This window comes from Salinivibrio kushneri (genome assembly GCF_005280275.1).
Classification (GTDB): domain Bacteria; phylum Pseudomonadota; class Gammaproteobacteria; order Enterobacterales; family Vibrionaceae; genus Salinivibrio; species Salinivibrio kushneri.
In genome coordinates, this window is record NZ_CP040021.1 from 1,271,628 (window position 1) to 1,285,173 (window position 13,546).

11 protein-coding genes and 1 riboswitch are annotated in these 13,546 nt (G+C 50.3%); of the genes, 4 read left to right on the top strand and 7 right to left on the bottom strand.

What is annotated here, in order from left to right:
- Position 1 precedes the first annotated feature (1 nt).
- The 4 genes from FCN78_RS06130 (at position 2) to FCN78_RS06145 (ending at position 4,656) form a co-directional block, all read left to right on the top strand.
- Positions 2-1,417 carry an aldehyde dehydrogenase family protein gene (locus tag FCN78_RS06130; RefSeq protein ID WP_077658592.1) on the top strand — a complete coding sequence of 472 codons (1,416 nt, stop codon included), beginning with the start codon at positions 2-4 and terminating at the stop codon, positions 1,415-1,417.
- A gap of 156 nt (positions 1,418-1,573) precedes the next feature.
- Positions 1,574-2,977 carry an FAD-dependent oxidoreductase gene (locus tag FCN78_RS06135; RefSeq protein WP_077658593.1) on the top strand — a complete coding sequence of 468 codons (1,404 nt, stop codon included), beginning with the start codon at positions 1,574-1,576 and terminating at the stop codon, positions 2,975-2,977.
- Between the two features lie 15 nt (positions 2,978-2,992).
- A complete protein-coding gene (locus FCN78_RS06140; RefSeq protein WP_077658594.1) occupies positions 2,993-4,309 on the top strand; it encodes an NAD(P)/FAD-dependent oxidoreductase in 1,317 nt (438 codons plus the stop codon).
- Positions 4,306-4,656 (top strand): cupin domain-containing protein, encoded by a 351-nt coding sequence (locus FCN78_RS06145; protein WP_077658595.1) that lies wholly within the window; start codon positions 4,306-4,308, stop codon positions 4,654-4,656. Before FCN78_RS06140 ends, FCN78_RS06145 begins: the two co-directional genes overlap by 4 nt.
- Positions 4,657-4,735: 79 nt before the next feature.
- Here FCN78_RS06145 and FCN78_RS06150 read toward each other — a convergent pair whose 3' ends face one another.
- The 7 genes from FCN78_RS06150 to FCN78_RS06180 form a co-directional block, all read right to left on the bottom strand.
- Positions 4,736-5,356, bottom strand: a complete 621-nt coding sequence (locus tag FCN78_RS06150) for a CDP-alcohol phosphatidyltransferase family protein (RefSeq protein ID WP_077457933.1) — start codon at positions 5,354-5,356, stop codon at positions 4,736-4,738.
- Positions 5,349-6,020, bottom strand: a complete 672-nt coding sequence (locus FCN78_RS06155) for an ATP-binding cassette domain-containing protein (protein ID WP_077651312.1) — start codon at positions 6,018-6,020, stop codon at positions 5,349-5,351. Before FCN78_RS06155 ends, FCN78_RS06150 begins: the two co-directional genes overlap by 8 nt.
- Complete coding sequence (locus tag FCN78_RS06160) at positions 5,980-7,689, bottom strand: ABC transporter permease (protein WP_077658596.1); 1,710 nt, start codon at positions 7,687-7,689, stop codon at positions 5,980-5,982. Before FCN78_RS06160 ends, FCN78_RS06155 begins: the two co-directional genes overlap by 41 nt.
- A gap of 13 nt (positions 7,690-7,702) precedes the next feature.
- Positions 7,703-8,851 (bottom strand): ABC transporter substrate-binding protein, encoded by a 1,149-nt coding sequence (locus FCN78_RS06165; RefSeq protein ID WP_077658597.1) that lies wholly within the window; start codon positions 8,849-8,851, stop codon positions 7,703-7,705.
- A gap of 18 nt (positions 8,852-8,869) precedes the next feature.
- On the bottom strand, positions 8,870-11,005 hold the full coding sequence (gene lpdA / locus FCN78_RS06170; RefSeq protein ID WP_077658598.1) for a dihydrolipoyl dehydrogenase: 2,136 nt from the start codon (positions 11,003-11,005) through the stop codon (positions 8,870-8,872).
- 280 nt (positions 11,006-11,285) lie between these two features.
- Positions 11,286-11,879: a TfoX/Sxy family DNA transformation protein gene (locus tag FCN78_RS06175; protein WP_069361291.1), complete on the bottom strand. Its 594-nt coding sequence runs from the start codon at positions 11,877-11,879 to the stop codon at positions 11,286-11,288.
- A 146-nt stretch (positions 11,880-12,025) separates the two neighbouring features.
- Positions 12,026-12,127, bottom strand: a riboswitch (cyclic di-GMP riboswitch).
- Between the two features lie 177 nt (positions 12,128-12,304).
- Positions 12,305-13,309, bottom strand: coding sequence for a substrate-binding domain-containing protein (locus tag FCN78_RS06180; protein WP_077658599.1), 1,005 nt, complete (start codon positions 13,307-13,309; stop codon positions 12,305-12,307).
- Positions 13,310-13,546: the final 237 nt, after the last annotated feature.

Consider the following 13,546-nt stretch of genomic DNA (forward strand, 5'->3'; position numbering starts at 1 on the left):
CATGCATTATCTCAATTATATCGATGGTGATTGGTGTAACTCTGATCAAACAATGACCGTCATGAATCCAGGTAGCGGAGAAGCCTACGCAACAATTGCAAAAGCGAGTGTCACGGATGCAGACCGCGCGCTCGCTGCGGCACGACGGGTTGTGGAGCAAGGTTTACTCTCCGACATCCGGCCCGCTGTAAGAACAGAATGGATGCTTAACGCTGCGCAAGCGATACGTGAGATCGCTGACGAAGGTGCATTAGTCGCGTGCCGGGAAAACGGTAAGTCTTTACAAGATGCGAAAGATGAGTTTATCGAATCGGCCCGTTATTTTGAATACTACGCAGGTATGGCCGATAAACTTGAGGGCTCGTCGATTCCGCTAGGTAGAGAATATGTCGACTTCACCCAATATGTCCCCCTGGGCGTGTCTGTCCAAATCGTCCCTTGGAATTTCCCCGTGTCGATTTGTGCTCGCTCCTTGGCCCCGGCGCTCGCAGCGGGTAATGCGGTCGTGATCAAATCACCTGAACTTTCGCCATTGGCGGTGACATTATTGGTTACGGCAGTAGAAAGTGCTGGTTTCCCAAAAGGTGCCGTGAATTTATTGTGCGGAACAGGTTCGATAGTGGGTAGCCATCTGGTAAAGCATGGTGAGACAGATCAAATCGTCTTCACCGGCTCTGTGCCGACAGGGAGGCGTATTCTGGAAGATGCTGCGTACCGAGCGACTCCATCGGTGATGGAATTGGGAGGGAAGTCGGCAGGAATTGTCCTACGTGATGCTGATGTGAAAAAAGTACTACAAAGTGTTCGCTCCGGTATTTTTTTTAATTCAGGCCAAGTGTGCTCTGCCATGTCTCGTTTGGTCATTGATCAGGCACGCTATACAGAGGTCGTTGATGCGGTGGTTACTCTGGCGCAGTCACTTACGATTGGAAGTGGTGAGAGTCAGTCGGATATCACACCGCTTATCTCGGCGGAACAGCAGTATAGCGTGCTTGACATGATTGAAGAGGCTAAACGGGAAGGGGCAAAGGTATTGACAGGTGGTTATGTGCCAGATCTCTCTGGCTATTTCATCGCACCAACCATTATTGAGGCAACGCCTGATATGCGCATTGCACAGCAAGAAGTATTTGGACCGGTGCTAGTTGTGATGCCATTTGAGACAGAGCAAGAGGCGGTCGCTATTGCCAACGGCACAGACTTTGGGCTAGTGGCTGGTGTTTTTGGGGAAAGTCTCAGTCAAACCTTACGTGTGGCCCAAAAGCTTCGTGGTGGACAGGTGTACGTGAACGAGTGGTTTGCCGGTGGTGTTGAAACGCCCTTCGGTGGTGTTGGTTTATCTGGTTTTGGCCGAGAGAAAGGGCAAGAAGCAATTTATAGCTACATGCAAACACGTAATATTGCCGTTCGTTTGTAGGTATTCAGGCCGTAGCCTTGTACATAGAGGTTCGCCCGAATCATGACGGTTATATAATCAAAACCTTATAAAAAGTAGCGCAGTTTAACACTCACAAGAGCTGGTCCAGTCAGCTGTGAAACGCGAACACTGTAACGGAATAGTGGGAGTGAAAAGATGAAAAAGTGGCTCTGTATTATTTGTGGCTTTATCTACGATGAAGCACAAGGTTGGCCTGCTGATGGTATTCCCCCCGGTACGGCGTGGGAGGACGTTCCCGAAAACTGGGTATGCCCTGACTGTTTGGTGGGGAAAGCGGATTTCGAAATGATCGAAATCACCGAAGATATCCCAGAAGAGTCAGTGTATGTAGACACCGGTAGCTCGGAGAGAGAGGCAGAGGTATTGTCAGCCTTTGCTTCTTCTAGTGCTCCCATCGTTATTATTGGCAGTGGCCATAGTGGCTACCAACTCGCTGCTCAGCTCAGAGAGCATGATGCGAGTGTTGCGATAACTGTGTTCACGGCTGACGATGGTGCGCTGTACAGTAAACCCAGTCTTTCTAATGCACTAACGATGGCAAAAGACTGTAACGCGCTACAAACAGCAAGTGCACTAGATTGGGAACAACGCTTAAACATTCGTGTTTATCCGAATACCTATGTTGAGCACATCGATCGTAATACTAAGACGCTAGAAACCTCAATTGGTCATTACCGATACAGTCGCTTAGTGATTGCAACGGGGGCATCTCCGATTGAGACCTCTATTGATGGTGACTGTTCATACCTATTCCATGTCAACAATTTAAGTGACTATCGCCAAGTTCGCGCCCAACTCACGCATAAAAAGCGGATTGCAATTCTAGGAGACGGATTAATCGGTTGCGAGTTTGCCAATGATCTTATCGGAAGTGGTTACGAAGTCACGGTCATAGGGCTGGGGGATTGGCCAATGTCGCGGATACTGCCTGAGAAAGTTGGCCAGGCTTTACAGAAAGGACTTGCTCGGCTGGGAGTAAGGTGGGAACTACAAGAGAGTATCAGGCGCATTGAGCCGGTGACAGAATCCAGTGCTCGCGTTTATTTGACCAGCGGAAAATACATTGATGCCGACTTAATCTTAAGTGCTGTCGGACTCAAGCCCAACGTAAGACTGGCCGAACAGGCTGGGTTAGAAGTGGGGCGCGGCATCAAAGTTAACCAGTATGGACAAACAAGTGATGAGCATATCTTCGCATTGGGAGACTGTTCAGAGACGAGTCAGGGTTGGCAACCTTACATTGCGCCAATTAATCAAATGGTGCCAGCGATTGCGGCGAACTTATTGGGTGATGACTCGCCAATAACTCTACAGCCGTCTCCAGTTATCGTAAAAACGCCTGTCCTCCCGCTGAGTGTTTACCCTGTACCGATTAATAGGGAGGGACGCTGGGTTGTTGAGCCTCAAGGCAACGAACTCACCGCGAGGTTTTACTCTCCTGAGGGCGAGATATTGGGCTTTGCTTTATTGGGTAAGCATGTTCAGGCTCTGAGAGGACCTTGGCTACAGCAACTTTCACCTCAACAGTCCGTAGCATAAAAGGGGCAATGAATAATGGTACATCTACCAAACGATGATGACCAATGTGGTTGGTATCACGCACTGCCAAAAGTACCAGCCAGACCGTCTTTGGTTGGCGAGCAAACAGCTGATTATTTGATATTGGGCGCGGGGTTCGCGGGGTTGGCAATGGCAAGACGTGTTGCGACGCATAAGCCCAATTCACGCATAAAGCTGATAGATGCGCAGAGAGTTGGTCAGGGGGCCTCTGGGCGAAACTCCGGCTTCGTGATTGATTTGCCACACAAGTTTGCTTTAGAACACCCTGATCCTGAGCATAAACAGAAACTACTGGCGCTGAACCGCTCTGCTATTGCGCAGCTCGATCAACTTGTTAACCAATATAGTATTGACTGTCAATGGTCAGCAAAAGGGAAATATCAAGGTGCGGTTGGTGCTCGAGGTGAAGCCTACCTTGATCACTTTGAGCATCTGATGAAGGAGCTTGGTGAGCCATATTATCATGTTGATAACAAAGAGCTATCGGAAGTCCTTGGTACCCCTTACTACCGTCGCGCGATTTATACCCCGGGGAGTTATTTAGTTCAACCAGCGGCTCTTGTTCGTGGATTGTCGGAGAGTTTGCCAGACAATGTCTCGGTGCTTGAGAACTCACCAATTCGTCACTTAACCAAAGAGAATGGACAGTGGGTACTTTATGGACACGAAGGAGTGATTAAATCACCAGTACTATTACTGGGAACCAGTATTTTTACGCGAGAATTCGGGTACTTAAAGAATCGCCTGTTGCCCGTCATGACATTTGCAAGTTGGACGCGGCCGTTAACCGATGACGAAATGCGTAAGTACGGGGGAGAATTGGACTGGGGGCTAACGCCTGCTGATCATGCCGCAACAACGATGCGTATGACCGCAGATCGTCGCATCATGGTGCGCAATAGCTACAAACATACGCCCAAATATGGGCGTAGTATTAGTCATGCAATGAAAGCAAAAATAAGAAACGATCACAGGCAAGCGTTTTTATTACGTTACCCAGCACTAGAGGATGTTCCTTTTACTCACACATGGGGAGGCGTGTACGCGATTTCACGTAACTTTACTAACTTTTTCGGGCAATTGGATGAAGGCCTTTACGCCAGTGCTTGTGATAATGGTGTCGGTGTCGCTTGGGGAACGATTTCTGGGACGTTATTGGCTGATCATGCGGTGGGCGCAACATCTAACCAATTAGACGATATTAAATATGTTACCGGGATGCCATCGTTAAACCCACCCGAACCTTTTTTAGGGATAGGTGTTAAAAGCCGTATTCAGCTGGCCAAATGGCAGAGCAGGAGTGAACTATGAAACAAGTAAAGCTGATCGACAGTGAAAGTTTAGAGTTTAGTGTTCGAGGCGACTCACCAGGTATGGCCTATGTCGCAAGAGCTGTTAGTTCGGAAATATCACCGCACATCGGTGTTGGTTTCGCAAAATGGGAAGGAGCAGTCGTGCCTTGGACGGTGTTATATGACGAAGTCATTTTTGTTATCGAAGGCTGCTTCGAACTTACCGCCAATGGTCAGACGCATTTTGTAAGGCCCGGACAAATGCTTTGGATCCCGGAGGGGACGGAACTGGTTTATGGTGGGGAGGCATTGTTTGGATATGTGGTCCATCCAGGTAATTGGAAGGCGTTACACGGTATTGAATAGCAGCCTCCGTGGCATTGACGAAACCGTTTATGCACAAGTTCGATGTAAGGCGGTAATGCTCTCTGCGATCTGGGAAGCCTTAGTTGACTTCGACGTCATGTAGTGTCCGATATCCCGCCCAAACCCGTGTTGCTGCCGTCATTAAACAGGCTGCGCCAAAAACGCCGGCAATCCATGCCATGTATGTAGGGAAAAGACACATCAACACAAAGCTGGCGATGGTTTCCGTGCCTTCGGTGATCCCGCCGATGTAATACATCGACTTGTTGGCGTACACCGGGTTATCAATCTGGTGTTTGCTCGCCATTATCGCAAACGCTAAAAAGCTTGCGCCTGTACCCATAAAGCAAAACAGCAGAAAGCTGGCGGCGATGGCGTTACTAGCGGGATCAGCCAGCGCAAAGCCAAAGGGAATGGCAGCGTAGAAGATAAAATCGAGGGTGATATCTAAAAAGCCCCCTGCGTCCGTGAGTCCTTGCTCGCGGGCGAGCGCGCCATCAAGGCCATCGAACAGTCGGTTAATGATAATGAACACAAGCGCCAGCCAATACACTTGTAGCGCCAGAGCGGGCACCGCCAGCAAGCCAATCAAAAAGCCCGATAGTGTGACGGTATCAGGTTTGATCCCCCATTTTGTGAGCTGCACCGCTGCCTGCTTCAATGGCCAACGGATCACGGCGATGGCATAGCGATCAAGCATTTTGTATCTCCTCTTGCAGTACTGAGCTAGCTGGGCGTTTAGGCCAATTTAAACAGCGGCTCTGGTGCGCAATATCCTCGGCATCATGTGTCACAATCAGCGCGGGGATGTTGCGCTGCGCGATTTGCTCAAACACGAAAGCCCGAAAATCCCGTCGTAGCGGCTTATCCAGCTTACTAAAGGGTTCATCAAGCAAGATAGCATCGGGCGCGGCGAGTAATGCACGCAACACACTGATCCGCGCGCGCTGCCCGCCGGAGAGCTGGCTGGGGGCATAATCGGCAAACTCCGCTAAATTGACAGACCCTAATGTTGCGATGGCCTGATCACGTTTTTGCGCTTTGCTCATCGATGAAGGCAGGGCAAAGGCCAAGTTTTGCCAGACGTTGAGATGCGGAAAGAGCAAATCATCTTGAAACAAAATCCCGATACGGCGCTGCTCCGGCGGCAAGTGATCAAAGGGTTCACCATTTAAGGTTAGTTGGCCGCTGTAATGCATGGGCGGTTGAATGTGTCCTGCCAATACGCTCAGCAGGCTCGATTTTCCGCAGCCACTGGGACCCATTACGGTGAGTATTTCTCCCGGGGCGACCGAGAATGATAAATCACGCACCAAGCATTGCTCAGGCGCGTTTATGGTGAGTTGATTGACACACAGTGTCATGGTGTTTCGCTCCTGAATAAGTCGGTGTTGATGTGGGTAAAAGGCGGCGCTCCGCAATACGGCTAAGCACGGTGGCCAAGGCGAAAACAATAAGGGGAAGCATCGCTTGCATCAGTCCATACAGGCCACTAATACGGCGATCGAGGCCGCTCGATAAGCTAACTGCCTCGGTAGTGAGCGTATTAATGCGTCCCGCGCCCAACAACTGCGTTGGCAGATATTGCGCCAAACTGACACTCGCGCCGACCGCCCACGCCAAGATGATCGCAGGCAAAAGCAGCGGTAGTTTAACGCGCCACCATGCGAGTGTCGCACTGACACCGAGGCTCCTGGCGGTTTGCATGAGCCGCATATCAAATTGCTGCCACGGCCCATCGAGCGCGAGATACACATAAGGAAACGCGAAAAAGATATGCGACCAGATAGTAGCTGGCACGTGCCACTGGCCGGGGAGGCTGTACACCGCCACCTGAATACCGAACAAGATAGAGAGTTGCGGAACCAATAATGGAATGGCGATGACGGCTCTCGGCACCGAGCGTCGCTGATTGGTTGAACGCTCCAAACACCCGATGGCAAATAACAAGGCGACACTGGCGCTGATCACCGCGAGAACAATGCTGTTTCCCACCAATGACCATACATAGCTCAGTTCTTGTTCCCAAAACCGTAAGCTATATCGACTGGGCAGCCAATCGGGAAATGACCAACGCAGCGCGAATGACCACACCAGCAACACAGGCATAATCGCAAGGGGAGTGATAAACACTGGCCACCAGAGTAACTTGCCAGGCAGCCATGCGTGGCGGCGGCCCGTGTATTGCCAGCGATTGAGACATTGGCAGCCAAGCCACTCCAAAAAGCGGAATAGCAATAACGCTAAGCCACATAGGGCAAATAACAGCAATGCCCCAGCTGAGGCTCTGGGCAATAACGCCAAATCAGGGTCATTGAACCATTGCCATACCAATACCGCATAAGTGGGCGGCGTATTGGGCCCGAGGATCATCGCCACATCAACCACCGACAGACTGTAGGCGATGACGGCAAAAATCGGGAACCGCATTTTGGCCAGCCAAAGCGGAAGAATGACTTTTAGCCAGGTTGCGGTGCGGTTATACCCGAGGCTGGTTGATACCATGGTCAGTCGAGCGACATCAATTTGACGCAGCACTGACAGGCTCATCAATAATAAAAATGGGGTCTCTTTTAGCGTTAGCGCCAAGGTGAGCCCGATAACATAAGGATCTTGTACTAACGCCCAAGTTACAGGTTTCTCACCGAGAAGGGGACTTAACAGGCGAAACAGCCAACCCGAGGGGGAAAGCAGTAAAACCAGACCAATCGCAAAGGCGACGTGTGGCAATGCCAGTAGCGCAGGCAAGCGCGTACTGATCTTTTGCCAAATGGGCGTGTGCCAAGCGGCCTGTAAAATTATAAAGCTAAATGCCACCGCGAGCAGGCTACTGCCCAACCCCGAGATGAGCGTCAGCTGAATTGATTGCCAAAGTGCCGGCCATGCCATGACTTGGTGCCAGCCGCTAAAATTGGCCTCTGTCAGCCCCAGGGTGGGCAAGAACGCAAAGGCACTCGCGAGCAAGCCGCCGACCCCTGGCAACAAGGGCAGGCAGCATACCGTTAGGGTGATGGCAAACAGCAAACGTGCCATATCAGCCTCGTTTCTATTGGCCGTAGCGTTTCAGCCAAGCAGCCTCAAGCGCGGTTTGCCAGCTTGGATGTGGCTCGGGCTGGGTATTAAAGCGGCTGACCTCGGCGGTGTCGGATAATTTAACGACCGGTGGATCGCCCCATACTTGGGTGTCGGCTTTACGCAGCTGTGCCTTTTCGCTCATCAAGAAATTGATAGCGACCATGGCGCCGGCTTTGGCATTGGCGTTGTATGGGATCGCCATAAAGTGAATGTTAGATAGCGCACCTTGGTCAAAGGCAAACGCACGTGCTGATGGGGCGAGCTTTCCAGATGCGACTGCCGCTTTTGCCGCATTGGGGTTAAACGCTATCGCCACGAGAAACTCGCCGTCGTCTAGCAGTTGTAGGGTTTCAGCACTACTTGAAGGAAATTGTGAGCCTTCGCGCCAGGCCACTTGATGTAATTGGTCCAGATAGCGCCATAATGGCGCGGTCACGGCGTTAAAGTCTACCTCATCAACGGGCAGGTAAAGGGCTTCGGGCGAATCTGTCAGCTCAAGCAGCGCCGCTTTCAAAAAGCTGGTGCCATGGAACTGCGGCGGTTTTGGGTAACTCACTCGACCTGGGTTCGCTTGCGCGAGACTCAGTAATTCAGCAAACGAGCGAGGCGGGTTGGCAAGTGTGCGCTTATCGTGGATAAATACCAGCTGTCCCACCCCCCAAGGCGCTTCGAGGCCGTCTGTTGGTTCCGTGAAGTCCTCTTCAACCGGTAAGCTTTTATCGACAATTTGCCAGTTGGGCAGCGTGCTAACAAAAGGGCCGTACAGCAAATCATTTTCTTTCATTGATTTGAAGTTTTCGCCGTTAATCCAAACCATATCGACGCTGCCGCCGCTATCCTTACCCGCCGTCTTTTCGGCAAGCAGGCGATTGACGGTTTCAGCGATATCCGCCACTTTGACATGTTTAAGCGTGACACCGTAATCGCGTTGCAACTCCCGATTTGCCCAACGTAAGTAAGCATTGATCTCTTGATTGCCACCCCATGCGTTAAAGTAAACGGTTTGGCCGTTGGCTTGTTGCTCAATACTTTCCCAACGGTCGTTTTCCGTGCTGGCGGAGGCGGTTAAACTTACGACACTTGCGATCGACAGTGTCATCGCCGCTATCCAATGTTTCATTTTAATCTTCCTTTTCAATTAGTGACGCATCCAACGGTGATATTTTTCGACCCATTTCAGCAGCTTCTCGGGGGCATGGGCTTGCTTCCACATCCCGGCAGTATACTTCACCGCTTCACTCATGGTGGGATAAGGGTGGACGGTGCCAAGGATCTTATTCAGCCCAAGCCCGTGCCGCATGGCGAGAGTAAATTCTGCGAGCAAGTCGCCCGCATGTTCGCCAACAATAGTTACCCCTAGAATGGTATCTTTTCCTTTCGGTGTCAGCACCTTAATAAAACCATGATCATTGCCATCAGCAATCGCGCGATCCAGATCATCAATGCCGTAATAGGTCACTTCCACCTCTTGCTGATTGGCCTTGGCTTCTTTTTCATTGATACCCACGCGCGCGACTTCTGGCGAGGTGTAGGTCGCGGCAGGCATCACTGAATAATCAGCACGAAAGCGCTTAAATTGACCAAATAGCGCATTCACGGCGGCATACCATGCTTGATGGGCACTGGCGTGGGTGAGCTGAAACGGCCCCGCGACGTCGCCCACCGCGTAAATATTGGGATAGGCGGTTTGCAGATACTCATTGACTTGAATTGTGCCACGCTCGGTCACTGGAATATCGAGCTTTTCGAGACCAAAGCCTTTGGTGTTAGCGCTGCGCCCTAACGCGACCAGTACTGCATCAAACGCGACGGATTTCTCCCCATCAGGACCGTCGAGTAACGCGACTTGTTGATCATTACGATGCTCAAATGCTTTCACCTTATGCTGAGTTAAAATCGTGACACCGTCACGCTCTAACGCCTGCTCAACCAATTGGGCGGCATCTTTATCTTCACGGCTGAGAAGTTGGTCGGCCATTTCTGCGAGCGTTACTTGGCTGCCTAGACACGCAAAACTTTGCGCCAATTCCGCGCCAATGGGACCCCCGCCTAACACCAATAACCGTGGTGGCAGTTGAGCCAAAGACCAAATCGTATCCGAGGTGTAATGCGTGACCTCAGCCAAACCGGGAATCGGGGGCAACATAGGGCGCGCGCCTGTGGCAATCACGATGTTGCGGGTAGTGAGGCGTTCGCCATTCACCTCGACTTCCCATGGCGAGACGATGTGTGCTTCGCCTTGCACGCACTCCACGCCGAGCTTGGTGTAACGCTCGACCGAATCGTGAGGCTCAATGTGGGTAATCACTTGCTTAACCCGCGCCATGACTGCCGGAAAATCAACAGATGGCGCTTGGGTATGAATGCCAAACGCCTTGGCCTTGCCAATTTCTCGCATGGTTTTCGCTGCGCGGATCAGCGCTTTAGAAGGCACACAGCCCGTGTTTAGGCAATCACCTCCCATCGAACCTTTTTCGACTAGCGTGACTTTTGCTTTCACCACGGCTGCGATATAGCTCGACACCAGACCGCCTGCGCCGGCACCAATGACCACCATATTGCGGTCGAACTGACCAGGCTTGCTCCAACCTTGATAGCGTTTACGACGCGTGATCCACGCCATAACCCACTTTGCCAGCAGTGGGAAGACACCCAGTAATGCGAGAGAGCCAAGCACCGAGGGTGACACCACGTCGCCGAGTGTGTCGATTTGGGCGAGTTGAGTCCCTGCATTCACGTAGACTGCGGTACCCGGCAACATCCCGAGTTGACTGACCCAATAGAAGGTGCGGGTTTTGAATGAGGTTAGCCCCATCACTAGGTTAATCAGAAAAAACGGGAAAATCGGGATCAGGCGCAGGGTCAACAGATACAAGCTGCCGTCTTTCTCGATACCACGATTAATGACGTCGAGCTTATTACCGAACTTGGCCTGGACCCAGTCGCGCAACATAAAGCGACTCACCAAGAAGGCGAGGGTGGCGCCAATCGAGCTGGCAAAGGAGACCAACACCAATGCCCACCAAAAGCCAAACAGTGCAGCGCCCAATAAGCTCGCCACCGCCGCTCCCGGTAGCGACAATGCTGTCATCACCACATAGCCGACAAAAAACACCAGACTTGCGGTGGTCGCGTTTTCGATAATGTAATCGTTTAATGCCGCTTGTTGTGCTTTGGCGTTTTCAAGCGTCAACCATTGGCTGAGATCAAAACTAAACCACAGGGCAATAAGCGCAACAATCACTAAACCAAGCAGGATTTTTTTTACTGGCATACTATGTCTCGTCAGGTAGCAAATAGGGCCCAGATATAACATTAGGTGCTTTAGACTAATTAACTGGCTGATTTTTTTAGTTGCATTAAGAAACTGTGCTCTTAATCGTACCTAGGATCAGACCTGTCCGATCGCGAGAGACTTTCAAATAGAGTGTGAAAAACGTGTGGTTGATGCTTTTTTGAGCGAAAAGCGAGGCGACACCGCCGAGAGGCGGTGTTGAACGCGAACATTGCTCACAGAAAAGATTAGAGCGTTATACAAGGGAGACTGTGAGAGGTTATTTTTCTAGATGTTGTAATAATTCTTGGCGGCGTTGAGGTGGGACAACTGACCAGTGTTTGCCAGTAATTGCGCCCTCTAGTGACCATAATAGCTCCAAGCTCAGGTCTTTATCGTGCGCCGATACCAAGGCTTTGTATGCGTTGACTGCGCCATGTTTTTGCAGCGTTTCGGGGGTGTCAATCCCTGCCTTTTTCAGCATTCTTTCTGTTGCTAACCGGAGGTTAGGGAGGTCTTTTAATCGCGACGGACTGGTTTCGGTTTTTAGCGAACGATCGCGAATAGCGACATCGAGTGCACTTTTAGCTTCATTGATGAGTTTTTGGTGATCGTCCCACCAAGCATCAGGAATGGCAAAGTACTTGGTCACCACCGGGAAACCACGCTTTTTGTAAACGTAAGGGGTAAGGCCCTGCTTCTTAAGTAAGGTTTCGTTTTCTTTGCCGGCGCGTAGATGAAGGGTGTTGTTGACGACAAGGGCGAACATGGTGTCTTCGCAAAATAAGCCAAATCCGCCGAACATGGATCGGGATTTGATATTGCCAAAATCGGCAAATAAACGCATCGCGTCTTTTAAAGCTGGTTTATCCATTAATAACAATCTCGATGAATGCAAATGCCTAAAAATAATGTGTCAGTGTAACAAGGCAAACAGGCAGGATTGTCAATAAGTTATCAGAATATCAATAATGATACTTCATATTGCATTGACGCCATCTTCAGCTTTATAACAACGATGCTGGCAACCCCGCTACCGTGACTGACTGAAACGATTGATCAGTGTCCGTAGGCCGGTGGCTTTGCGTCCCATGCTTTCGCCATGGTTTGCCTTGTTCAAACAGGGATAAGCATATAATACTTAGACAGTGATGTCGCCCTCACTAACCATACAAAATGTGATTTTGGTTCAAAAAGGTTGTAATTGATAAGTTAAAGTAAAGGCTCTTTTTGGCTCGAAAGACTAAAAAAGCCACCATACCCAAAGGCATTGGCGGCTTAAAAAACTTCTATAAAACACTAATTTATCGTTTTTACTGATTCACGACTAATGAGCTCGAGATCCATTTCAAATACTTGCTGTTGCGTATCATTATCGTTAATGCGTGCGAGCAAGAGTTTAACGGCGGTTTTACCGAGCCGCCGTTTAGGTTGGTGCACGGTAGTGAGTGGTGGTGAGTAATACTCGGTGAGATCAATATTGTCATAACCAATCACGGACATATCCTCAGGTACCTGCAACCCAGCTTGGTTAAAGGTGCTAATTGCCGCAAGCGCCATGATATCGTTGAAGCAAAACACGCCCGTGGGGCGGTGGGTCATATCAATGAACTGTTGTGCAGCGACTTTGGCCTGGTCTGCCTCGAAGTCAGCCTCTACAATCCAGTCAGGGTTCGCAGCTATATTGGCTTCATTCAGTGCGCGGTAAAACCCTGCTAGTCGTTGTTTACAGGTATTTTTATCCATTTGACCGGAAATGCAGCCAATTTGGGTATGGCCATTGTCAATAAAGTGTTTGGTGGCCAGATAGCCGCCTAATTCAGCGTTATCTTCGATGCGATCGGTGTTGATATGATGACTCCCCCAGTCCATAACCACCATGGGCAGGTCACGCTTTTTTTCCAATAGCAGCATGAGGTCTTCATTGAGATCCGAGCACACCACAATCAAGCCGTCGACGCGTTTTTCTGACAACATGCGCAAATAGTCACGCTGTTTTTCTAAGTTACCCTCGGTATTACATAAGATCAGGGTATAACCTTGCTCATAGCAGTAGTCTTCTACACCGTGAACCAGTTCAGCGAAAAAGGGGTTAGTCGATTTGGTCACCAACATGCCAAGCGTGCGCGTCGTATTGCATTTTAAGCTGCGCGCCACCGCACTTGGCGCATAGTTTAGATCATCAACCGCTTGCCACACCTTTTCGGTGGTCTTTTCGGCGACAAAGCGGGTTTTATTGATAACGTGTGAAACCGTCGTGGTCGAAACGCCCGCGAGACGCGCGACATCTTTAATCGTTGCCATCTTAATTCTTCTATATTGTGAAGCCTTGGGATCGTTACTCGCGACCTTACAGAAAAACGCCGCTGTAACGCAGCGGCGATGTCTTTCACAATCCCGGCTCATTAGACGGTTGCGAAGGTAACGAATCCGATTTCATCCATTCTCATAGTTAATCGGTTGCGATCTCAGTTTACTTAGGTTGCTGCTCAGTCGCAATTGGTCTGATGAGCAAGCCATCATCAACAGGTGGTTTTGTGA